Below are 22,660 nucleotides of genomic sequence, written 5' to 3'. Positions count from 1 at the left end.
CACCTTGATCTCGGGAAAGAGCAAAGTGCGTCGGTGGAGAGTGTCATGTTAGGTGTCTGCGTTGTTCAGGGACTCAAGGTGCAGCAGCAGACCAGAGTGATCGGTTTCACTGTGACCGGAGGCTACAAACTCTGCAAATTCCGCCAGAACAGCTTCTGACAAGGGGAGCTTCAGGCCTGCTTTCCGCGCCACATCATCGACTGCGCGCAGGTCTTTGAGTTGAAGGCGTGAGGGACCACCAGGAGCAAAGTCGCGATTGACCATGCGGGCGCCGTGTAATTCCAGAATTCGACTTTCGGCAAAGCCGCCGCGAATGGCGTCCCTGAATTTCGCGCGATCCGCGCCACCGGCCTCGACAAGCATCATCGCCTCGGCGACGGCCCCGATGGTAATGGCGACGATCTGCTGATTGGCAAGCTTGCAGACCTGCCCGGCTCCTGATGGACCGACATGCGTCAGACGGCCCAGAGGCTGCATGATTGGGAGAATGCGCTCAATAATGTCAGGCATCCCACCGGCCATGAGGGCAAGTGTCCCCTCATGTGCGCCAACCGTCCCTCCGGAGACAGGGCAGTCGACGTGGTGGATCCCGGCCTTCGCCAGGTTTTCAGCGTGCGCGCGGGCCATGTCGGGGGCGATAGACGAGGTGTCGATGACTATGGTGTCAGGGTGAAGCGATTTGATCGTCCCTTGCGTGAACAGAACATCTTCTACTGCCGTTCCGTCGGACAGCATGGTGAAAACAAAGTCCGCACCGACAACGGCATCCGGCGGGGTTCGGGCAACTGTCGCACCATCTGTGGCAAGGGCTGAGGCCTTTTCCGCCGCGCGGTTCCAAACCGTCACGTCAAACCCGGCTTTCAGCAGGCGGCGCACCATCGGTGCGCCCATCAAGCCGGTGCCAAGGAAAGCTATTTTCGGGGTCTTGGCAATCATAGCGAGCATCCCAGTTCATCTTCGATATGAACGCGGATGATCTCGTCGAAACTGTTTTCAGCGGTAAAGCCAAGTGCACGGGCACGCGTAGCCTCAAAGCCGGGAGCCCAGCCTTCACACATCTGCATGATCATTTCATCCGGCTCTCGACGGATCAGAGCGACAGCCTTGGCACCTGCGATACGACGCAGCGCTTCAATCTGCTCTCCGACCGTTGCGCTCAGGCCCGGCATTGAGAGGTTGCGGCGGGAGCCAACCTTTTCGAGGTCCAGGGTTGCACCGTGGATCATGAAGCCGACGGCCGACCGGGGTGAGGCATGCCAGTGGCGAACGGTCTCAGGAACCGGTAAAATGGCCTCCTGACCCGCCAGTGGCTCACGCAGAATGTTGGAGAAAAAGCCTGAGGCCGCCGCATTGGGCTTTCCCGGACGAATGCAGACAGTTGGCAGCCGAATGCCAATGCCGTCAAAGAAGCCGCGCCGCGAATAGTCGGACAGCAGCAATTCACAAATGGCTTTTTGCGTACCGTAGCTGGTGAGCGGTGTGGTGTGAAACTCGTCTGGGATGGAGGAGGGCAGGGGCGCGCCCATCACGGCAATGGAGGACGTGAACACAACACGTGGTTTGTAGCCATCGTCTTGATTGGCAAGACGGATGGCTTCGAACAACGCGCGCGTTCCATCAAAGTTGATTCTATAGCCCTTTTCGAAATCCAATTCGGCCTCGCCAGAGACGATGGCCGCCAGATGGAAAATCACGTCCGGGCGCCCGGAGATCAGCTTTTCCGCGATGCCGTTGTCGGAAAGATCTGCTTGTTGGCAGTCCACTTTGGCAGCGCAGTCTGCCGGGGCACCGGGCGTTATGACATCAACGAGTGTCAGGCAGTCTAGTGTCTCTTCACCAAGCTGGCCATCTTTCGCGAGTCTTTGCGCGAGCTTGCGTCCGACCATGCCGGCGGCACCGATAATGAGTGCGTGCATTGAATTCCTTCTCCCATGGAAATGCGCTGACCTCCCAGTCGAACGCAGGTTGTAATGTTGTCTGATAACCAGATATACATGAGTTGCAAATATTTTTCAGCTCTTTGGCTTCGGGAGGAAAAAGGCGATGGCGGCGAGCGAAACAATGACACCAGGAGCGGCTGCGACCGATGCAGCTTTGGCCTTGGTCGCTCGGCTTGGGGCGGATGTTGTGTCCACTGACTCTGGAAACGGTCGCGATCTATTGCTCCGATTGGCATGGCGATGTCATCACCGGTGCGGTTGCCGTGCTGCGTCCACGATCAACAAAAGAAGTGTCCGACGCCGTCAAAGCCTGTGCGGAATTTGGGTTCGGCATCGTCCCTCAGGGCGGGAGAACCGGTCTGGCGCTCGGTGCCGTGCCGGATTCCCCGGACCGGGAAGTGGTGCTGTCACTGGAGCGCATGACGCGGGTTCGCGCGCTGGACGCGGATGATTTCACCATGGTTGTTGAAGCTGGAATCGTCCTGGAAGAGCTCAAGGCGAAGGCCTCTGAGGCCGGACTTTTCTTTCCATTGACGCTTGGGGCTCAGGGAAGTTGTCGGATCGGGGGGAATGTTTCGACCAATGCAGGCGGGGTAAATGTGCTGCGATACGGCATGACCCGCGAGTTGGTTCTGGGGCTTGAGGTGGTGTTGCCGGATGGGCGCGTGTTTGAGGGACTCAGCCAGTTGCGCAAAGACAATCGCGGCATTGACCTGAAGCAGTTGTTTATCGGCGCGGAAGGCACGCTGGGGATCATCACGGCCGTCTCTCTAAAGTTGTTGCCAGCGCCTGAGAAAGTGGCGACCGCCTTGCTGGCTCTGGGTTCGCTTGAAGATGCAATCACGCTGTATCGCAGAGCGCGTCACCAATGTTGTGATCTGATGTCGGCTTTCGAATTCATGCCGCCGCTGGCTTTTACGCTGGCGCGTGAAGGGATACCGGACCTTGCCTTGCCATTGGGCGATGCATATCCGGCCTATGCCTTGGTCGAGATTTCGGGATCCGGTCTTGTCGACATTGATGTGTTGATGGAAAAATTTCTCGAACAGGGCTTTGAAGACGGATTGGTGCTGGATGGTGTTGTGGCACAATCGCAGGCACAGGCTCGCACGATCTGGATGGTCCGTGAGGGAATGAACGAAGGTCAGGCCCGGCGTGGCAAGCATCTGCGCACAGATATGTCGGTGCCGCTTTCACGCATGGCTGAGTTTGTGGCCGAGGCCGAAACCGCTGTGGCGCAGGCTCTGCCCGGAGCGACATGCGTTTCTTATGGGCACGTCGGTGATGGCAACGTGCATCTCAATGTCTTGCCGGACACAAGCGATGCGACCTTGCCCATCGAGGATCAGATTACGAGTGCGAAGAAAGTGCTCAACACGGTGCTTGATCGCTATTCAGGGTCAATCAGCGCGGAACATGGGCTTGGCCGTTTGAAAAAGGCCGACTTTCTGGCGCGTGTGCCGGATGTGCAACGACAATTGCTTGAAACCGTGAAACGTGCGATCGATCCGGCCTTGATGATGAACCCGGGCTGTCAGATTGACTTTGAATGAACACGGCGTGATCGTCACAGCAAAAGGATGACCTGATGGACAGCGATTTCGAGCACTTGGCGCGAACAGCGCATCTGCCGACACGGATCGCGACGCAGTTTGCGCAGCGGATCTATGACGGGGTGCTGAAGTCAGGCGAGAAGTTGCCAACTGAGTTGGTGATGTCCAAGACGTTCGGCGTTAGCCGCACAGTGGTTCGGGAGGCGATTGCGCAATTGCGCAATGAGGGGTTGGTCGAGACACGACAGGGCGTTGGAGCCTTTGTCGTCGAGCGGCGGGCACGTCAAATCCGGCTTGAAGACGGCAAGACCATGAAGCGCCCCGCTTTTCGGGATCTGTACCAATTGCGTGTGCCGTTGGAAATGGAGGCGGCAGCACTGGCTGCAGTCAACCGGACTGATGAACAGATGGAAGCGCTGGACGCCGTGATGGCGCGTATGCCGGGCGTGGAAGACTGGGGTCAATCCGGTGTGACAGCGGATCTGGATTTTCACCGCATCATTGCCGAGGCAACGGGCAATGACTATTTCGCCCAGTTTATCGGTGCGATCTCGGAGCGAATCAGTCACGTCATCACCATTGCGCGGGCAAAGGGGCAACTCGAAGAGGTGATTGCTGTCACCATTGAAGAACATGAGGCGATTTGTCAGGCTATTCGAACTCAGCAGCCTGTCAATGCACGGGCAGCGATGCGGCGGCACCTGATCGGCTCTGCGCACCGCGTTGGTTTGGACCTTGATTTTTTTTGACAAACGAAGATCGGGCAGCGGTTTCACTAAAGTGAATTAAAGGTTGCAAACTGTCGGGCTATTAGTTGTAGTGTTGTCTGACATCATATGTCAGGGCGGTGCGGGGAGGCATCGCTCCAGCATTAGGGAGGAAGTTTTGGCGTCAACCTTCAAGTTGGAAGCCAATCGCATATTGCCTGCGGATCGCGGGCAAGCGATGCTGGTTGGCCGGGTGTGGTCGAACAAGGCGGGAGGGCCTTGTGTGGTCACCGTGCGAGACGGGATCTTGCATGATCTGACGCCCCTTGTGGCGACGGTCTCAAGCCTCTTGGAGGCACCGAATCTTCAGGACATTTTGCAAGGCGATGACCTTGAAGCCCTCGGTTCTCTCGACGATTTTCTGTCTGGCAAGGCAGGGCATCTTCTTGCACCGATTGACCTCCAGGCAGTGAAGGCTGCGGGCGTCACCTTTGCGGAGAGTATGCTGGAACGGGTCATTGAAGAACAGGCGCATGGCGACGCGGCCCGTTCGCGCGATATTCGCGCCCGCCTTACGCCGGTGATTGGCGAAAACCTGCGCGGCCTGAAGGCTGGGTCGCAAGCCGCGGCACAGGTCAAGGCTCTGTTGCAGGAGATGGGCTTGTGGTCGCAATATCTTGAAGTCGGCATCGGGCCAGACGCGGAGATTTTCACCAAATCTCAACCCATGTCATCGGTTGGCTGTGGCGACATGATCGGCATTCATCCGATTTCGGACTGGAACAATCCAGAGCCTGAAGTGGTATTGGCGGTGCGCTCGGACGGCACGATCGTTGGGGCAACCCTTGGTAACGATGTGAACCTGCGCGACGTTGAGGGTCGTTCTGCCCTTTTGCTCGGCAAGGCCAAGGATAACAATGCGTCTTGTTCAATCGGCCCGTTCATTCGCATTTTCGACGCGCATTTTACGCTTGCAGATGTCGAGCAGGCGGTGATCGAATTGAGTGTGACCGGGCAGGATGGCTTCACCATGACTGGTGAAAGTCGGATGGAAGCGATCAGCCGCACACCTGAAGATCTTGTCAGTCAGATGCTCAACGCCAACCATCAGTACCCAGATGGCGCGGTGCTGTTTCTCGGCACCTTGTTTGCTCCCGTGCAGGACCGGCGCGGCGAGGGGCAGGGTTTTACCCACGAAGTCGGCGATCTGGTCGAGATTGCGTCACCTGCACTGGGTCGGCTGGTCAATCGTGTCGAGCGCAGTGATGCCTGTCCACCCTGGCAGTTTGGCAGTCTTGCTTTGATGCGCAATCTGGTCGCTCGCGGCCTCGGGGACAGGATCTGAGGCCATGAAAAAACTGATTGATCTGTTCTATCTGGCGCTGGATATTCTGCTTGGCGTGCTGCTGTCGAGCATGGCGCTGATGGTTTTCGTCAATGTGATCCTGCGCTATGTTTTCAACTCGGGCCTGAATGTTTCTGACGAGTTGTCGCGGTTCTTTTTCGTCTGGCTGACCTTTATCGGCGCTGTCGTGGCGCATCGCCATCACATGCATATGGGCATGGAGACGGTGGTTGCGGCACTAAACCGGCGCTGGCGGCTGGTGATGATGGGGGTGAGCGATATGGTCATTATCGGCTGTTCTGCCGTCTTGTGGTGGGGCACCTGGAAGCAATTGCCAATCAATATGTCGATGACGGCGCCGGTGACCGAGATCCCGATGGGATGGGTCTACGGTGTCGGACTGTTTACGGCTACCTGCATCATTCTGATTACACTGGAACGTTTGGTCCGGTTGGTGAGCGGACGTATGACTGAAGAAGAAATCGCACGTTTCGTGGGCGAGTTTCATGATGCGGATGACATCGAGGGGCGTGCATCATGACCCTGATCGTTTTTATCGCTTCGCTTATCGGCGCCATGGCCATTGGTGTTCCGGTTGCTTTTGCTTTGATCTTCTGTGGCATCGCGCTGATGGCTTACATGGGTATGTACAACACCCAGATCATTGCGCAGAACATGGCGATTGGAGCCAACACTTTTACGTTGTTGGCAATTCCGTTTTTCATTCTGGCCGGTGAGTTGATGAATGCGGGCGGTTTGTCGCGTCGGATCATCGATTTTGCCATTGCCTGCGTCGGCCATATTCGCGGCGGCCTCGGCATCGTGGCCATTATGGCGGCGGTGATCCTGGCTGTCGATTTCAGGCTCTGCCGCAGCGGACAGTGCGGCGCTGGCCGCTATCTTGCTGCCGATGATGGCACGGGCGGGCTACAATCTTCCGCGCTCGGCCGGGCTTATTGCCGCCGGTGGCGTCATCGCGCCGGTGATCCCGCCGTCGATGGCTTTCATCATCTTTGGTGTGGCCAGTAATATCTCGATTTCCAAGCTGTTCATGGCCGGTATTGCGCCGGGCGTGTTGATGGGGCTCGTTCTGATCTCGACCTGGCTGATTGTCGCTCGTAACGACAATGTCCAAACCTTGCCACGCGCCACCTGGGGAGAGCGGGGACGCAGCGGTGCTCGTGCGATCTGGGCGCTCGGCATGCCGGTGATCATTCTCGGCGGTATCAAGTTTGGCGTGGTGACTCCGACGGAAGCAGCCGTAATTGCCACATTCTATGCGTTGTTCGTAGGTCTGTTCATCTACCGCGAATTGACTTGGCGCACCTTGCCCAAAGTCATTCTTGCGGCTGCGCGCACCACGGCCGCGATCATGTTCCTTGTGTGTGCAGCGCTGGTGTCCGCCTGGCTGATCACGGCGGCGAATATTCCGGCAGAAGTTGGCGGTTATATCGAGCCTCTGTTCGAGCGACCCAAGCTTTTGATGGCCGTGATCATGCTCCTGATCATCGTGGTGGGAACTGCGCTTGATCTGACGCCGACGATTCTGATCCTGACGCCGGTGCTTCTGCCGCTGGTTCAGAAGGCCGGAATCGATCCGGTTTACTTCGGTGTGATGTTCATCATGAACTGTTGCATCGGCCTTTTGACGCCACCGGTTGGCGTCGTCCTGAACGTGGTCAGTGGGGTCGGGAGGATCCCGCTTGGCCGTGTCATCACCGGTGTCTGGCCCTTTCTAATTGCCGAGATTCTGGTGTTGTTCCTGTTGGTAGCCTTTCCCCAGATCGTGCTTGTTCCTGCACACTGGTTCTACTGAGGGTTGCTGACTGCACTGCAGACGATTTTGATTTTCTGGGAGGAAAACATGAAAACCACTGTATTGAAGATCGCGCTTATGGCGTCGACGATCATGGCGATTGCCAGCCCGGCGATGGCCGGCTACCAGAGCCGTACTATTCGCGTGTCCAACGGCGTGGCCGAAAACCACCCCGTTCACAATGGCATTGATGCGATGCAGGCATGTCTCGACAAGAAGACTGGCGGCAAGATGAAGCTTCAAGCCTATTGGAGTGGTGCGCTTGGCGGCGATTTGCAGGCGACACAGGCTCTTCGCTCCGGCGTGCAGGCCGCTGTGGTCACCTCATCTTCGCCGCTGGTTGGCATCGAGCCTGCCCTTGGTGTCTTCGATCTGCCGTTCCTGTTCCAGTCGAACGAACAGGCCTACGCGGTGATGGATGGCAAGTTCGGTGACTTCATCGACAAGAAGCTGGCTGCCAAAGGGCTGATCAATCTGGCCTATTGGGAAAATGGCTTCCGTAACGTGTCGAACTCGAAACGCCCGATCACCAAATGGGAAGATTTCAAGGGTCTCAAGATCCGCGTGATGCAGAACAACATCTTCCTCGATACGTTCCAGAATATGGGCGCCAACGCAACGCCAATGGCGTTTGGCGAGGTGTTCTCTGCCCTTGAAACCAAGGCGATCGATGCGCAGGAAAACCCTTACGTAACGATCGACACTTCGAAGTTCTACGAAGTGCAGAAGTACGTTAGCGAAACCAAGCACGCTTATACGCCATTCCTGTTTCTGTTCTCGAAGGCGATCTTCGACACTTATTCGTCGGACGAACAGCAGGCCCTGCGTGATTGTGCGGCGGTCGGTCGTGATGTGGAACGCAAGGTGATCCAGGATCTCAACCAGAAGTCGCTTAAGAAGATGGAAAAAGCGGGCCTCAAGTTCAACAAGGTCTCGCCAAAAGAACTGGCACGGATGCGTGAGAAGTCTCAGGTTGTTTATAAAAAGCACCGGGACGAAATCGGTGGCGATGTGATCGACCGTGTTCAGAAGACCATCGACGGCATGGAATCCAAGAGCTGATCGACGCGTGACAACCATGATGTCTGGCGCCACCACGCCAGACATCTTTAAGGACAGGTCGGTCCCTTGACCTGTCCTTCGTTATTTCTTTTGCGCCAGGAGACCCAGATGCCCAATTTCGATCTGTCCGGGAAAACAGCATTGGTGACAGGCTCTTCACGCGGGCTGGGCCGAACGTTTGCCGAAGGATTGGCCGAGGCTGGAGCGCGCGTCATCCTCAATGGGCTTGATCCGGATCGATTGGAGCACGCACGGGCCGAAATGTCAGCCAAAGGGTATGATGTTTCGGGAGCTGCCTTTGATGTTTCAAATGAAACTCAGGTTCTGGCCGCCTTCGAGCGTTTCGATGCCGAGGGTGAACAGGTTGATATTCTGGTCAATAATGCTGGCATTCAACTGCGACGTCCAATGCTTGAAGTGTCTCGTGACGACTGGCAACGTGTTCTGGATACCAATCTCACCTCTGCCTTCTTGTGCGGTCGTGAGGCAGCTCGACGCATGATCCCGCGCGGCGGCGGCAAGATCGTCAATATCGGCTCGCTGATGAGTGACCTGGCCCGCGTGACAGTCGCGCCCTATACGGTTGCCAAAGGCGGGGTCAAGCTGTTGACCCGTTCCATGGCGGCAGAATGGGGCGGTTCCAATGTGCAGGCGAATGCCATTGGCCCTGGTTATATGATGACCGACATGACGCAAGCCTTGCAGGATGATCCGAAGTTCGATGGGTGGGTGAAAAGCCGCTCACCGGCTGGCCGATGGGGACGCCCAGAGGAGTTGCAAGGGGCCGTCGTTTTTCTCGCGTCCTCGGCGTCTGACTATGTGAATGGTCAGATCTTGTATATCGACGGTGGCATGACCGCAGTCTTGTGACTTTTACTTGTCAAAAATTCCGAGTAACACTCATGATGACTTACTTAAGGTCAGTTTCATGGTGAAGGTTATTTTTGAAAGGAATTTTAATGGCGGGCAAATTCGAACTCTATCAGGACAAGGCCGGTGAATTTCGCTTCCGGCTCAAGGCAGGCAATGGTGAGATCATTCTCGTTGGCGAAGGCTATAAGCAGAAAGCGAGTGCGCTGAACGGAATCGAGTCCATTCGCAAGAACGCGCTTCTGGATGATCGTTACGAGCGCAAGACCACATCGTCCGGTAAGCCGATGTTTAATTTGAAAGCTTCAAATGGTCAGGTCATCGGTACGAGTGAAAGCTATTCCAGTGCGTCTGCTCGTGACAATGGTATCGCCTCTGTGATGAAGAATGCCCCAGAGGCAGCATTGGACGATCAGACCGCTTGATGACGCATTTCGCAGCTCGGCCCGCCGGGCCGAGCTGCGATCAAGGGTTTTCTTGTCTCAGGTACGCCAGCTTAACAGGCGACGTTCGATCATGCCGATAACGGTGCTGACGATCACCCCCAGCAGCGAGAGAATAACGACGCCCGCAAACAGTCGATTGAGATCGTAGAGCGATCCGGCTTCCAGAATATAGGCGCCGATGCCGTATTGCGCGCCGAGCATTTCTGCGGCGACAAGCAAAATGATGGCGATTGCCAGACTGATGCGCAAGCCGGAAAGAATGCCGGGCATGGCTCCGGGCAACACGATTTTACGGACGATGGACGACCAGGACAGGCCAAAACTCTGTCCCATGCGGATCAGTGTACGGTCGACATTGTCGACGGCACTATAGGTGGCAACTGCGGTTGGCGTGAAGGTGCCAAAGGCAATGAGGGCGTATTTCGAACCTTCGTCAATGCCGAACCAGATGACGAATAACGGCAGCAGTGCAATCTTGGGGATCGGGAAGAGGGCGGCAAGCAGGGGAACGACACCCGCTCGCACATAAGAGAAAAGCCCGGCTGCGATGCCGACCGAGATGCCAACGCTGACCCCGAGAATGGCTCCAACGACAAGGCGCGTCAGCGACGGAACAAGGTGCTTGTAGAGAAGGCCCGACGTGTAGAGCTGAATGAGTGTGTCGAGCACGTCGGAGGGGCGTGGTAAGGTCAGATTGGAAATCCAGCCGCTGCGAGTGCCCCATTCTGCCAAGGCGATCAGCACGGCAAAGACGACAAATCCAACCCAACGATGGCTTTTGGGCGCAAAGCCACCGCCGCGAAAGCGTACTTCGCTTCGGGTGATGTCTTTCGCAAGCGGCTCGGTTGTTGCGTGGGCCTCGGTGATCTCAGACATTGATCAACTCCTCATCCGCAGCGCGGGCTTCTTCTCGCATCAACCCCCAGAGGTGTTTCTGGATGCGGTCGAGGTCCGGGTCGCCATGGTGACGCTCGGCCAATGGCTTGTCGATTGCAACAATCTCTCGCACTTGTCCGGGACGTCGTGACAGCACGACGACATGATGGCCCAACCGAACAGCCTCGGCCAGGTTGTGTGTGACATACAAGGCTGTAAAAGGGGTCCGCGACCAGAGGGTGATCAGATCGTCCATCAGCAATTCGCGCGTCTGGCTGTCGAGCGCTGACAGCGGTTCGTCCATCAGCATGACGGCCGGGTTGACGGCCAGTGCCCGCGCAATGGCGACACGTTGCTTCATGCCACCGGAGAGCTGCTTCGGCAGAGCCTTGGCGAAGTCCGTGAGTTTGGTTCGTGCCAGAACATCGGCAATGATGGCCTCTGCCTTTGCGCCCTTGATGCCGTGATCTTCAAGCACCAGCGAGATGTTGCCTCGCACACTACGCCAGGGAAGCAAGGCGAAGTCCTGAAAGATGTAGGTCAGGGGGTTGAGACAGCCTTCGGGTGGCGTACCCAGTTGCAGGACGCGCCCGGACGTTGGACGCTCCAGACCACCCGCAAAGCGTAGCAAGGTTGATTTGCCGCACCCGGACGGACCGACGAGGCAGACGATCTTGCCGGAGGGAATGTCGAGGGAAATGTCCCTCAGAATTTCGGTTTTGCCATAGCTGTGACTGATGGCATCCAGCTTGATATCCATGCGGCAGTCTCTGTGCAAAGGGGCGATGGCGAGCAAGCCGCCATCGAAAAATCAGAAAGGGGCGGGTTAGCCGCCGATGGTCTTGACGTAGCTGGTGTCGATCAGTGTATCGAGCTTGATCGATTTGCTGACCATGCCTTCCGACTGGAACCATTCAAGCTGATCGCGCACCGAGCCAATGTTCAGCGCCGCATCCTTGTTGAGACGCATGGATCCCGCCAGAATGGAGCCGGTTGCCTTGTCCAGCGACTTGTCGGAGTAGACGTACTTGTGAATGATCTTGACCAGCGCGTCGATTTCTTCCTTGCTCGTGGTCTTGTCGACCATGGCTGCATTGTAGTCGGCAACGCCTTCGCTGTAGCCCTTGAGGAACGCTGTGACGGTATCGCGGTTCTTGGCGGCCAGCCGAGTCGAGGTGAACAGAGTGGTCACCTGATAGTCTGGAATGTAATCGGCAATCTTGCCGATGATATGCGCGGCCCCTGCCTTGTCCAGTGGTTCAGCGATGTTCGGCACGATGGACCAGCCGTCGATCTGGCTGGACTTCAGTGCGCCGATGACCGCACCCACTTTTTGCAGTGGCACGAAACGCATCTTGATGCCTTCCTTCTCAGCCACCCTGGACCCCATGTAATGGAAGGAGGATCCGGTGGTGGTGACGCCGTAGCGCTTGCCGTCAAAGCCTTTGGGCGAGGTCACGCCGGCCTTGAAGGCGGCATCCGAAGCAAGAATCTTCTGACCATCGATGCCGGGTTCTTCGGACAACGCGCCGCCGAAAACCTTCACAGCACCTTTGTCGGCCAGTGAAATCAGGCCGCCGGTAATCGCAGTGACACCGAAGTCAACATCGCCGCTGGCAATGGCCACGGCCATCGGTTGGGCTGCCTGAAAGAATTTCAGCTCGACATCCAGACCAGCGTTCTTGAAGTAGTCGCGTTCCAACGCGATGAAGCTGCCGGAGTGGCTTGTCAGATGAAGGGCGCCAACCACGACTTTTCTGGGCTTGGCCAGAGCCGGGGCACTCAATCCTGTGACTGCGGCAGCGCCGAGCAGACCCAGTGTCTGCCGTCTATTGATGAAAACCATGATTTCCTCCCAGTTGATCTTTTGGTCTTATTTCAACGTCGCGGTGTCATCGGCAGTCTCTGCAAGGCTCTGATGAGCGGACGTTATATTTGAGATTTTCGCATGTTCGGCGGGACCCGCTGTCAGACAGACGCGTGTCTGGAAGCCGGCGGTGGTCGCGTGGAAGACGGCTGCCGGGTTACTGCAACAAGGGAGCATATGATCACACTGTCGCCCTCCCGCGCGCCAAAGATCATCGGATGCCCAATTCCAAAAAGGTGAGATGTTGTTAGTGCCTTGGCAGGAACGGCTGTCAAGCAACAAACCCGATGCGAGTGGTCTGCATGTCGCAGGAAACAACGCATTTTCATCATGTCGTAAGGGCAGTTTCAGTCCTGCTTGTTCGCCTGCCGCTTGCCAAAGCGGACAGCTCTTCAGGGCACGGGGCGGGTCAAGACGACTGGCTATCGGTCGGCTGGTGTTGGATCCAGCGTGTCGTACCCTTTCAGGCGATAGATGAGATACGATAGTGCCCAGGCGAAAATAAAAACACCGATGATGGCGAAGCCGAGATTGTTGAAATTGTCATTCAAATCGCCGATGTCTGCCCAGATGCCACTGGACAGGTTCAGTTCCCGTGAGATCAGACCGAGGGTCTCGACCCCGCCGATGAACAGGGCGACCACCACGGCCACGAGTGTGATGCACAAATTGTAGTAGAGTTTGCGCACGGGGCGCACGAAGGCCCATTCATAAGCGCCGAGCATCAAGATGCCATCGGTCGTGTCGACCAGAGACATGCCGGCGGCAAAGAGGACGGGGAAGACCAGAATGACCCAGATTGAGAGGCCTTGTGAGACCTGACTGGCGGAGAGCCCCAGAAGGCTGATTTCGGTTGCCGTATCAAAGCCCAGACCGAACAGGAACCCCAGTGGCAACATCCACAGCGGGTTGGAGACAAGCCGGAAGAGGGGGCGAAACAATCGGGCCAGAAAGCCGCGTTTGTTCAACAGCAGATCCAGATCCTCTTCCTCATAAGGCAGACCCTTGCGTACCTTTTTGAAGGCGCTCCAGACACCCCGCAAGATGACGATGTTCATCGCCGCGATTACAAAGAGAAACAGCGCTGAAATAAGCGTGGAGACGACGCCGCCGACACTTTGCCATGCGGTGAATTCGCCTTGAAGCATCATCGCCGCAGCGGCAACTGCAGCGCAGACGATCAAGACAACGGCCGAGTGGCCGATTGCAAAGAAGAAGCCGACGGAGACCGGGCGCTTGCCGTCTTGCATCAGTTTGCGGGTAACATTGTCGATGGCCGCGATGTGGTCTGCATCGACGGCATGGCGCAGGCCGAAGCCCCAGGCCACAAGCCCGGTGCTCAACAGCAATGGTTGCGCGTCAAATGCGATGAAAGCCCAGACCCATGCGCCAATGTTGAAGAGGGCCAGAAACGCATAAATGCTGATGATGCGTAATCGTAATGTGCCTGTGCGAGGGGGAGCGGATGGCAGGCAAGATGTGTCGGTCATGAAAAACTCGAGCGTTTGGTCGTCTCCGCAACCGTGCCGGGGCGCTCGTCACCACCCACGACGCATTGAAACACCCCGCCCAATGGGGTTGCGCAGACCATTGTCGACGGCAAGGTTTCCTGGCTCGCGGATCCCTGCTGACAGCCGACCTTCCCAGTTGCCCAGTGGTCTTCTTGGTGTCAGCTCCTCGCTTACAGTTGCGGGGGCAGTTGTGGCCTTGGGGACAAATCCCGCACCACATTCCCTTTTCCATCTCCCTTGCTGCTAGCACGTTTGCGCGGCTTCAGCCATGGCCTTGGTCCCCGGGGAGGTTGATCCTGCGTCACCTACCTGTTCGTAAATTGTCTGGCGTCTTCCGGTTTGAAGATAAAAGCGGCGCAGGTGGAAGCCTGCGCCGATGGTTGATCACATGCTTGAGCCGGTTATGCCGGATGCAACTGCTCAGGCTTTGCCGAATGGATTGGCGCAGCGCAAGACCGGGGCTGTCGTCAGCTTGTCCGCGTCTTCGGATGCGATGCCGTTGACGGTAAAGGTGACCGTTTCTCCCGGCAGCAGCGTCACGAGTTGATCGTTGACGGTTGCGTCGCCAGATAGACGGTCCGGAAACAACGCCAGGTCGCGCAGCAGAGTTCTGGCGGTGATCCGCACGCTATGGCCATTGAGGCCGGAGCGCACGTCTGCATCCCACATGGGCGCGGGATAGTGCGCATCCTTGTCGCGGACGAAGAACCAGTCTGCCCGGCGCGTGCCATCGGCGGCCTCTGCCACGATCAATTCTGCCGCTGCAGCCTCTGCCGTGATGAGCGCGCGCTCCAGCCGGATGGCCTGCTTGTCACGCGCGGCAACGGAAAGCTCGCAGGTTACCTCTGCCTTGACCGACCCATCAAAGCCCAGGCGCTTGATGTTCAGCGTCGTTGTCCACTCCTCATCCGTCTCGTTGTCGGCATGCAACCACAACGGGGCGTCCGGGCGATCATTTTCCGGCTGAATGGTCAGCAAGCGGTCGGCGTAGGTGCGCTTCAACTCATACCAGAGTGGCTTGGGACGGCCATCACCGTCGACGGCTGCCCAACTTGTCACGGGCCAGCAATCGTTGATCTGCCAGACCAGTGTACCCATGCAACGCGGTTTCAGACTGCGGTGCCACTCGGCTGACAGACGAATGGCACGGGCCTGATTGAGTTGCGTGACATAAAGCCAGTCATCGAAGCTGTCGGGCAGGGGGAAATGTTCCTGTAGCCGATCATGCAGCTTCTTTTCGCCATTGTCGGCCCGGTTGTGGAAGGCGAGACCGTCGGCTCCCGGCTTCATCTGGTCGTCGGGCAGTGTTCGTTTCCATGTGGCGTAGGTTGCCGGGCCGCCGTGGCCATATTCGGCGATGAAGCGCGGCTTGTGCTTCCGCTGGTGGGTATAGTCCACCTTGTTCGGCAGTGTCCCATTCGTGGTTGCAACCGTGTCGGTCGTCATTGGCCTCCAGATCCCAACTGCCGGACCAGGGGCTGCCGGGCCAGTAGGCTCTGGATGGATCCAGCTCGGCCACGACTTTGGGCAAAAGATCGAAATAGTACTGTGGACCCCAACCCCGTTCGCCGACGATCTTTTGCCATGTATTGCCCTGGCCATCGATGTCGCGCACCAGAAACAGCCACAGATTTTCATTGTTGCCATTCCACAAGACAAGGCTTGGGTGTCGGCTGAGACGCGTAACGTTGGCGCGGGCTTCTGCTTCGACCCGAGCCGGGAATGGATCTTCTTCCGGGTAGCAGCCACAGGCAAAGGCAAAGTCCTGCCAGACAAGAATACCCATCTCGTCGCAAAGGTCGTAGAAGGTGTCTGTCTCATAGAGGCCACCGCCCCAGACGCGCAGCATGTTCATGCCGACATCGACGGATTGCTGCAATCGCGTGAGGTAGCGCTCATGTGTGACGCGGTTGGGAAAGCAATCGTCAGGAATCCAATTGGCACCGCGAATAAAAATCGCCTTGCCATTCACGCGGATGGTGAAGGGCGTGCCAATGTCATCCGCTGTGGTGTCCAGCTCGGCCTTACGCAGGCCGATGCGGTTTTCCCAAGCGTCGACAATGGTTTCCCCCTGCAAAAGAGTGATGACAAGACGGTAGAGCGGCTGCGCGCCGTGTCCGATCGGCCACCAGAGCTGTGGGGTGGCGACACTGAGCGTTGCCATGGCATCTGCAGCGCCCGAAGTGTTTGCGACTTCGTTGCCTTGGGGATCGACCAACACAGCGTGGGCGGTCAAACCGTTCAGCCTCGTGCCGTCAATGTGAATATCGATCTGCGCCTCAGTCTCATTCGCCTGCATCACCAGTGGGCGCACGGCGTCGATCCGACTGCCTCCATGGCTCTCAAGGCGTACCGGACGCCAGATGCCGGATGTGACCAACTCGGGGCCCCAGTCCCAGGAATAATTACAGGCCATCTTGCGGATGAAATTATAGGGCAGACGGCGAACCCGCGGCATGTCGCCAAGGCGGGCAGCTTCTTCAAGGGCAGCCGTTTCGTTTGACAAGAACAGCACTTCCAGTTTGTTTGTGCCAGCCTTCAGAACGGTACTCACATCAAAACGCCAGCCGTGGTGCATATTGTGCGCCGTGCCGACCAAAGTGCCATTGAGACGCACTTCGGCCATGGTATCCAATCCATCGAAGACGAGTTCGCGGATGGGCTGGCTCATCAGGTCGGCACCGGCATCGATTTCTGTTTCGTAGATCCAGTCGGTCTGGCCAACCCAGGCCACTTTCATCTCGTTGCGATCCAGATAGGGATCAGGAATGAGATCGAGGGCCAGCAGGTCTGTGTGAATGCAGCCGGGTACGGTGGCTGGCAAAGTCTTGTCTGCAATGTCACGGGGAACATTCGCGCTTTGGCGTGCTGCCCGCACGGTCCAACTCCCCCAAGCGGCTGTGTCACCTTGGCCGCCAGACGCGGCTGTGCAGATACGGTATCCATATTTCAAAACTCCGGAAAATACATCTGGCCGAGAACGGCAGAACTCAGATCATGAATGCGAATGCGCGCATAACATTGCGGCTGTCATGCGCGATTGCATGACGGTTCTCGGTCCACTTCTGATTCAGCTTGGCCAGCATCGAACGAAAACTATCGATATCGTGGGGGCCCAGTGAGGTGCGTCACCTCGAACCGGACACCTTTCTTGTCAAAAAGCGCTCACTCTTTGAAGTCCTCCCCTCCTTGGTTTCACTCCATCCCAATGAGGATGTTAGGTCAAATAGTGCTGGTCGTCACCGGGCGATTTATCAACCGGTGGATGTATCTGTATGTCTTGCAGGCTGAACTCTGATGCAGGCTGCATTTTTGACAAGATCTTAGTTGGTCCGACTGTCGCCACATTGTTGCTTATCGGCTGTGAGGGAGTGCCTTCGGTGTGCAAGAAAAAACAGAGCAGGGCAGACGGGTTTTGGAATGAGTGCTATGGAATGTCCATGGCCCCAAATTGAAAGGCGAATTTCCGACGGATGGAAATGCATCAGGTCAGATACTTTCTAGCTGTCGCGCGCTTGCTCAATTTTACCCGGGCGGCCGAAGCCTGCAATGTGACGCAGCCGTCGCTGACACGCGCTGTGCAAAAGCTGGAAGATGAACTGGGAGGCGCTTTGTTCCACCGGGAGCGGACCCTGACGCATCTTACTGCGCTGGGCCGATCAATGCAGCCGCATCTGGAACAGATTTACAATGCGGCCGAAGCTGCCAAGCAACTGGCCAAGGATTTTCAAACAACGCAAATGGCGCCGCTCAAGCTGGGCCTTGCAACATCGATTGCCTCTCCGGGGCTGAACGCGGTTCTGGTCGAGTTAGCGTCCAAATTGCCGGGTTTGCAGATCACTCTTCGGGCCGCCGGGTCTGATGAGCTCGTTGCAGCGATGTTGCGCGGTGATTTCGATCTTGCCGTGCTGGCCCAAACAAACGATTTGCCCGAGCGGCTGGACACGTGGTTGATGTGCCAGCGATCCCTTAGCATAGTCATGCAATCGACGCACCGTCTTGCCAATCAGGTCAATGTTGGGCTGGAGGCGCTTGAGGGCGAAGTCTTGATCCACTGCAATGATGACGGGTCGGCTTTGTTGCAAAAGCTTGTCGAGAAAGCCGGTGTGAAACTGGAATTTCGTCACACCGTTTTTTCATTCGATCAGGCTTGCGGCTTGATTGCAGTCGGTCTTGGCAGCGCTGTTCAACCGGTTTGGAAAGACTTGCCGGAATCTCTGACCGCAGTGACGTTGGATGACAGCATACCCAAGCTTGATATTTCACTCGCCTGCGTCGCCGGACGCCGCCGCTCCCCTGCTGCCGAAGCGTTTATTCGTGCGGCGCGTGCGCGGGAATGGTGACGCACATCGGCCGACCGGGTGTCACTCAGCGAGGGCGGCGAGCACGTCTGAGGGCTCGGCGCGAAGACGAAAGTCCGGGTTGGTGAAAGCGAAGCGCGTCTTGCCATTGGCGTCGAGTGCAAAGGTGGCAGGCACAGGCAGGAACCAGCCATTGCTCGCATAGATCTCGGCAAAGTCGATGCCTTCTTCCAGCATTGCGTTGCGCAAGATATCCGAGCAGCGAAAGGCCAGCCCCAGTGCCAGCGCCAGTCCATGGTCGACATCGCAAAGCACGGCTTTTTCGTCGCCGATCAGGTCGGAAATCCAGCGGATGCGGCCACCGGCTTCTCCCGAGATAACAATCAGACGCACACCACGCGTGTCCAGTTCCGCGCGCTGCGCCGCCCATGCCGCTATTTCTGCCTGACAATAGGGGCACCAGTTGCCCCGGTTGATGCTGATCACGACTGGCCCGTCGCCAAGATAGCTTGCGAGCTGTCGATTCTGACCGGTCAGGTCCGGGAGCGTAAAGTCTGGAAATGGCTCTTCGATGCGCGGTGCGCCGTCGCCAACACCATGCGCGTGCAGATCCGCCACGACCGTATCATACAGTCGGTCGCAATCGGGGTCTTCGTCCCGAACCGCCTTAAGATGGCGCGAAAGAGGGGGCATGCTGTCCATGCTCGCAGTCTATTGCATGATTGCAACTGGAGGAAATGTCTTTTGTGTATCTGTTGGATAGCCAACAGACATGGAACGGAGTTGTCTGCCATAGCTCGTGGCTATCAAAACCATTGGTACTTGGCATTTCAATCAAGCGTCGCTTTCCAGCACCTTAGTGTCGGGCCCGTCAGCAACAGGCGTGCGCCCTCCATCGGATCAATCCGAACAAGAGGTGTTTGAAATGAAAAAGATCTTGATTGCCGCCGCCGCTGTGAGCCTGCTTGCTGCACCGGCCTTGGCCCAAACGGGTGCCGCCGTGCATTGCAAGACCTTCACGTCCATGAGCAGCAAGGACAAGATGGCCACGGTTCACATGGCCATGATGAGTGCTGATCACATGTCGTCTGGTAAAATGAAGTCCAGCGACAAGATGGGTTCTGGCGACAAGATGAAATCAGATGCGATGTCTTCGGACAAGATGGGGTCCGATGGCAAGATGAAGTCTGATGCCATGTCCTCGGATAAAATGAAGTCATCCGACAAGATGGGCGCCAGTCACGATACGATGATGAAAGTTGCGACCATGTGCAAAACGCACCCGAAGTCGACCATTGGCTCGATCCTCAAATCTCTGCTCTGATTGGAGTCGGGCGGTGCTGAGGCATCGCCCGGCCTGTAGGGGCAAGGGGGAGTAAAAAGGAAAAGGGATGGAGCATTCCGAGCAAGCCGAGGCCAATGCAAACGCCCTGCCTGCAACTGTGGTGCGTCGCCACCGCCTGTCGACGCGTATCTGGCATTGGGTGAATGTGGTCGCGATGGTCATCATGCTGATGAGCGGCCTGATGATTTTCAACGCGCATCCGCAGCTCTACTGGGGGCAATACGGCGCCAATCCCGATAACCCCTGGTTGCAGGTTGCCGACAGCGGAGATCAGGGCTATCTGCGCATTGGTGATCTGGAAGTGCAGACAACTGGCTGGCTTGGCGTGTGGCAGAGCGGTGATGGCAACACGCATTACAGCGCCTTTCCCGGTTGGCTGACTTTGCCATCGCATTATGACCTTGCCCGTGCGCGTCATTGGCACATCACTGTTGCCTGGGTCTTTGCCTCGGGCATTCTGCTGTATCTGTTGTGGAGTCTTGGCAACCGGCATCTGTGGCGGGATCTGGCCCCATCTCGCAAAGAATTACGTGCCGGGCATATCTGGCAGGACATCAAGAACCACGCAACGCTGAATTTCCCGAAGGGGGAAGCAGCGCGGAATTACAACATCCTGCAAAAGATGGCTTATCTCGGCATGTTGATCGTTGTCCTGCCGGGGCTCGTTCTGACGGGCCTGACCATGTCTCCGACCATGAATGCGGCCTTGCCGTGGCTGATCGAGATCTTTGGTGGTCGGCAGTCCGCGCGCTCGGTCCATTTCATCTGCGCATCATTGTTTGTGATCTTCGTTCTTGTGCACTTGGTGATGGTGCTGCTCGCCGGCCCGCTCAATGAGATCCGGTCGATGATCACCGGGCGTTACCGCTTGCCGCAGGAGACACGTAAATGACCGGGAAACTTTCACGCCGTGCCTTATTGCAAACGCTGGCGCTGGGCAGCGCGGGGCTGGCCGTTTCAAGCCAGGCAGCAGAAGCGGCAGGTCTGCGCTCCACCTTGTTTCAGGCGGGAGACTGGCTGACGTATCGGGTGCAGCGTCTGGTGGCTGGCGAAGCGCTGGCACCGGAATTTCGCGAAGATCAGATGTCGCCGGAGTTTCGGACCAACGGCAACACGCTGCCAAGTTCGATCAGCTATCAGCAGATGGCGCAGGAGGACTTCGCCAAATGGACGCTGAAAATCGACGGTCTTGTGGCTGCGCCGCAATCTGTTGGTCTTGCCGCGCTGAAGGCGATGCCATCGCGCACCCAGATTACCCAGCATTGTTGCGTCGAGGGGTGGAGTGCCATCGGCAAGTGGAAGGGCGTGCCGCTGTCGGCCTTGCTGAAACAGGCAAGACTCAAGCCGGATGCCCGTTATGTGGTGTTTCACTGTGCGGATGATTTCAGCGGCACACCTTACTACGAAAGCATTGATCTGGACGCGGCATTTCATCCGCAGACCCTGCTTGCTTACGAGATGAATGATGCGCCTTTGAGTATTGGACACGGTGCTCCGATTCGCCTGCGGGTCGAGCGTCAGCTTGGCTATAAGCAGGCGAAATATGTCATGCGGATTGAGGTCGTCTCCTCGCTCACCGCTATCGGTCAGGGCAAAGGCGGGTTCTGGGAAGATGACGCGGACTATGATTGGTACGCCGGAATTTGACAGAGGAATGAGTGAAAGGGGTCGGGGCTTGGCAGGACGCTTGGTGTAACCACGTCCACATCTGAGGAATGGATCAATGAGTGTGAAACTGTCTGGCACGCTGGTCGGAGTTTGGGCCTTGATGGCGGTTCCGACCGTGGGGTGGGCTGCGGATGCTGCGCATCCCACTGTTGTTGAGGAATTTCAAAGCCAGGGCTGCAGTTCCTGTCCTCCGGCGAATGCCAATCTGAATGCGATTGCCGGGCGTCCGGATATTCTGGCTCTGAGCTTTTCAGTGACATACTGGGATCAACTCGGCTGGAAGGACACATTCGCCACGCCCGCCTATACGGCGCGTCAATGGGACTATGCACATGCCGGTGGGCGTAAACAGGTTTATACGCCTCAGATGATCGTCAATGGAACGGGCGTTTTGGTCGGCAATCGGGCAAGCGATGTTGAGGCCGCCATCACTGCGCATGATCGCGGTAATAAGGGGCCAACGGTGACTGTGTCCGGGAAGACGGCACAGGTGTCTGGCGCGGCCCGATCTGGTGCGGCAACTGTCTGGTTGGTGCGGTACGATCCGCGCACGCTGCAAGTTCACATTCGCCGTGGTGAAAACCGGGACCGCACCTTGCCACATCGCAATATCGTCAAGCAGTTGGTCAATCTTGGAGCGTGGTCGGGACACTCGCAAACCTTTTCGCTTCCCGGTGCGTCCGCCCCCGGCCTCAAGACGGCAATTCTAGTGCAGGCCGGCAAGGGAGGCAGGATATTGGCGGCGGGGCGCTCGCACTGAAAGGTCGGCGCCAGCCTTGGCCTTTCAGTGCGGGCAGTTGCTTGTCCCATGGATCAGGTTTCGTCTGGAAAAAACCTTAGGATTCCGGACGAGCGTTGGCGCGGGGTGCCCGGTGCGTCACGGGGATGGTTGCGCCCGTTGACGACTTTGACCTCGTCGAGGTCAAAAGGGCTGAGGCCTTCGAGGCAGGCGAGGTTGATGCCGAATTCTTCCGGATTGGAGCGCCGCTGATGATGCGTGTAGATGCCGCATGTCGAGCAGAAAAAATGTCGGGCTTCTTTTGTGTTGAACCGGTACTCTGAAAGATTGTCTGCACCCTGTGTAATCTGCATATCGGCTATCTTGGCGGACACGGCAATCGCCCCGCGTTTCTCGCAAAGCGAGCAAGAGCAGCGCCGCGCCGAATGAAGCCCGTTGTTCAGGTTGACGCGAAACTGGACTGCACCGCAGTGGCATGCGCCCGTGTAGTCACATTGGTCCAGATTGATCTCGGTGGTCATGCTTGGGATCCTTGCTCGGGGAAAGGTGCCCGAGATCGGGCAGGTTGGAAAAGCTTGAAATATCTAGACCGTGGCCCATCCTCTTGTCGAGCA

At 57.2% G+C, this 22,660-nt stretch carries 21 protein-coding genes, 3 pseudogenes and 1 riboswitch; of the genes and pseudogenes, 14 read left to right on the top strand and 10 right to left on the bottom strand.

Going from position 1 to position 22,660, the window contains the following annotated elements; genetic code table 11:
• Nucleotides 1–48 precede the first annotated feature (48 nt).
• Together AC0L7U_RS09110 and denD are read right to left on the bottom strand one after the other, a co-directional pair.
• The gene (locus AC0L7U_RS09110; protein WP_473695473.1) at nucleotides 49–936 is read right to left on the bottom strand and encodes an NAD(P)-dependent oxidoreductase; all 888 of its coding nucleotides are present in this window, start codon (nucleotides 934–936) and stop codon (nucleotides 49–51) included.
• Nucleotides 933–1,916: a D-erythronate dehydrogenase gene (gene denD, locus AC0L7U_RS09105; RefSeq protein WP_473695472.1), complete on the bottom strand. Its 984-nt coding sequence runs from the start codon at nucleotides 1,914–1,916 to the stop codon at nucleotides 933–935. Before denD ends, AC0L7U_RS09110 begins: the two co-directional genes overlap by 4 nt.
• Before the next feature lie 145 nt (nucleotides 1,917–2,061).
• Between denD and AC0L7U_RS09100 the strand changes: the two are divergent.
• The 9 genes and pseudogenes from AC0L7U_RS09100 to AC0L7U_RS09060 all read left to right on the top strand — a co-directional run bounded on the left by AC0L7U_RS09100 (nucleotide 2,062) and on the right by AC0L7U_RS09060 (nucleotide 9,718).
• A pseudogene (locus tag AC0L7U_RS09100) lies at nucleotides 2,062–3,493 on the top strand (FAD-binding oxidoreductase).
• Between the two features lie 35 nt (nucleotides 3,494–3,528).
• Complete coding sequence (locus AC0L7U_RS09095; RefSeq protein WP_473695470.1) at nucleotides 3,529–4,242, top strand: FadR/GntR family transcriptional regulator; 714 nt, start codon at nucleotides 3,529–3,531, stop codon at nucleotides 4,240–4,242.
• A 196-nt stretch (nucleotides 4,243–4,438) separates the two neighbouring features.
• A complete protein-coding gene (locus AC0L7U_RS09090; protein ID WP_473695731.1) occupies nucleotides 4,439–5,545 on the top strand; it encodes a fumarylacetoacetate hydrolase family protein in 1,107 nt (368 codons plus the stop codon).
• Between the two features lie 4 nt (nucleotides 5,546–5,549).
• Entirely contained in the window at nucleotides 5,550–6,086 is a 537-nt protein-coding gene (locus tag AC0L7U_RS09085; RefSeq protein WP_473695468.1) for a TRAP transporter small permease, read from the top strand.
• Nucleotides 6,083–7,361 (top strand): annotated as a pseudogene (locus tag AC0L7U_RS09080) (TRAP transporter large permease). The gene AC0L7U_RS09085 and the pseudogene AC0L7U_RS09080 overlap by 4 nt, the downstream one beginning before the upstream one ends.
• A gap of 48 nt (nucleotides 7,362–7,409) precedes the next feature.
• Nucleotides 7,410–8,423: a TRAP transporter substrate-binding protein gene (locus tag AC0L7U_RS09075; RefSeq protein WP_473695466.1), complete on the top strand. Its 1,014-nt coding sequence runs from the start codon at nucleotides 7,410–7,412 to the stop codon at nucleotides 8,421–8,423.
• 108 nt (nucleotides 8,424–8,531) lie between these two features.
• Nucleotides 8,532–9,293 carry an SDR family oxidoreductase gene (locus AC0L7U_RS09070; protein WP_473695464.1) on the top strand — a complete coding sequence of 254 codons (762 nt, stop codon included), beginning with the start codon at nucleotides 8,532–8,534 and terminating at the stop codon, nucleotides 9,291–9,293.
• Between the two features lie 89 nt (nucleotides 9,294–9,382).
• Nucleotides 9,383–9,532, top strand: a pseudogene (locus AC0L7U_RS09065) (YegP family protein); the annotation flags it as partial.
• A 48-nt stretch (nucleotides 9,533–9,580) separates the two neighbouring features.
• Entirely contained in the window at nucleotides 9,581–9,718 is a 138-nt protein-coding gene (locus AC0L7U_RS09060; RefSeq protein ID WP_473695729.1) for a YegP family protein, read from the top strand.
• A gap of 57 nt (nucleotides 9,719–9,775) precedes the next feature.
• Here AC0L7U_RS09060 and AC0L7U_RS09055 read toward each other — a convergent pair whose 3' ends face one another.
• The 6 genes from AC0L7U_RS09055 to AC0L7U_RS09030 all read right to left on the bottom strand — a co-directional run bounded on the left by AC0L7U_RS09055 (nucleotide 9,776) and on the right by AC0L7U_RS09030 (nucleotide 16,871).
• Nucleotides 9,776–10,615 carry an ABC transporter permease gene (locus AC0L7U_RS09055; RefSeq protein WP_473695462.1) on the bottom strand — a complete coding sequence of 280 codons (840 nt, stop codon included), beginning with the start codon at nucleotides 10,613–10,615 and terminating at the stop codon, nucleotides 9,776–9,778.
• Nucleotides 10,608–11,375, bottom strand: coding sequence for an ABC transporter ATP-binding protein (locus AC0L7U_RS09050; protein ID WP_473695460.1), 768 nt, complete (start codon nucleotides 11,373–11,375; stop codon nucleotides 10,608–10,610). Before AC0L7U_RS09050 ends, AC0L7U_RS09055 begins: the two co-directional genes overlap by 8 nt.
• Nucleotides 11,376–11,441: 66 nt before the next feature.
• Nucleotides 11,442–12,461: an ABC transporter substrate-binding protein gene (locus AC0L7U_RS09045; RefSeq protein WP_473695459.1), complete on the bottom strand. Its 1,020-nt coding sequence runs from the start codon at nucleotides 12,459–12,461 to the stop codon at nucleotides 11,442–11,444.
• Nucleotides 12,462–12,904: 443 nt separating this feature from the next.
• Nucleotides 12,905–13,972: a HoxN/HupN/NixA family nickel/cobalt transporter gene (locus AC0L7U_RS09040; RefSeq protein ID WP_473695457.1), complete on the bottom strand. Its 1,068-nt coding sequence runs from the start codon at nucleotides 13,970–13,972 to the stop codon at nucleotides 12,905–12,907.
• A 92-nt stretch (nucleotides 13,973–14,064) separates the two neighbouring features.
• A riboswitch (cobalamin riboswitch) is annotated at nucleotides 14,065–14,252 on the bottom strand.
• 161 nt (nucleotides 14,253–14,413) lie between these two features.
• Nucleotides 14,414–15,283, bottom strand: a complete 870-nt coding sequence (locus tag AC0L7U_RS09035; RefSeq protein ID WP_473695455.1) for a hypothetical protein — start codon at nucleotides 15,281–15,283, stop codon at nucleotides 14,414–14,416.
• A complete protein-coding gene (locus AC0L7U_RS09030) occupies nucleotides 15,216–16,871 on the bottom strand; it encodes a glycoside hydrolase family 2 protein (protein ID WP_473695453.1) in 1,656 nt (551 codons plus the stop codon). Before AC0L7U_RS09030 ends, AC0L7U_RS09035 begins: the two co-directional genes overlap by 68 nt.
• Nucleotides 16,872–17,472: 601 nt before the next feature.
• Between AC0L7U_RS09030 and AC0L7U_RS09025 the strand changes: the two genes are divergently transcribed.
• Nucleotides 17,473–18,336, top strand: coding sequence for a LysR family transcriptional regulator (locus tag AC0L7U_RS09025; RefSeq protein ID WP_473695451.1), 864 nt, complete (start codon nucleotides 17,473–17,475; stop codon nucleotides 18,334–18,336).
• Between the two features lie 21 nt (nucleotides 18,337–18,357).
• Here the strand turns inward: AC0L7U_RS09025 and AC0L7U_RS09020 are convergent, their stop codons facing one another.
• Nucleotides 18,358–18,987: a peroxiredoxin-like family protein gene (locus AC0L7U_RS09020; protein ID WP_473695449.1), complete on the bottom strand. Its 630-nt coding sequence runs from the start codon at nucleotides 18,985–18,987 to the stop codon at nucleotides 18,358–18,360.
• A 232-nt stretch (nucleotides 18,988–19,219) separates the two neighbouring features.
• On the opposite strand from AC0L7U_RS09020, the gene AC0L7U_RS09015 reads away from it, so the two are divergent.
• The 4 genes from AC0L7U_RS09015 (at nucleotide 19,220) to AC0L7U_RS09000 (ending at nucleotide 22,067) form a co-directional block, all read left to right on the top strand.
• Nucleotides 19,220–19,618: a hypothetical protein gene (locus AC0L7U_RS09015; protein WP_473695447.1), complete on the top strand. Its 399-nt coding sequence runs from the start codon at nucleotides 19,220–19,222 to the stop codon at nucleotides 19,616–19,618.
• A 67-nt stretch (nucleotides 19,619–19,685) separates the two neighbouring features.
• Nucleotides 19,686–20,531, top strand: coding sequence for a cytochrome b/b6 domain-containing protein (locus AC0L7U_RS09010; protein ID WP_473695446.1), 846 nt, complete (start codon nucleotides 19,686–19,688; stop codon nucleotides 20,529–20,531).
• Complete coding sequence (locus AC0L7U_RS09005) at nucleotides 20,528–21,286, top strand: molybdopterin-dependent oxidoreductase (protein WP_473695444.1); 759 nt, start codon at nucleotides 20,528–20,530, stop codon at nucleotides 21,284–21,286. The genes AC0L7U_RS09010 and AC0L7U_RS09005 overlap by 4 nt, the downstream gene beginning before the upstream one ends.
• Nucleotides 21,287–21,362: 76 nt before the next feature.
• Entirely contained in the window at nucleotides 21,363–22,067 is a 705-nt protein-coding gene (locus tag AC0L7U_RS09000) for a DUF1223 domain-containing protein (protein ID WP_473695442.1), read from the top strand.
• Nucleotides 22,068–22,120: 53 nt separating this feature from the next.
• Here AC0L7U_RS09000 and AC0L7U_RS08995 read toward each other — a convergent pair whose 3' ends face one another.
• Nucleotides 22,121–22,555 carry a GFA family protein gene (locus AC0L7U_RS08995; protein WP_473695727.1) on the bottom strand — a complete coding sequence of 145 codons (435 nt, stop codon included), beginning with the start codon at nucleotides 22,553–22,555 and terminating at the stop codon, nucleotides 22,121–22,123.
• Nucleotides 22,556–22,660: the final 105 nt, after the last annotated feature.

It is taken from the genome of Roseibium sp. 10G30-5 (genome assembly GCF_055809635.1).
The sequence above is the reverse complement of the archived record's forward strand: the minus strand, read 5'-3'. Positions and strand labels throughout refer to the sequence as shown.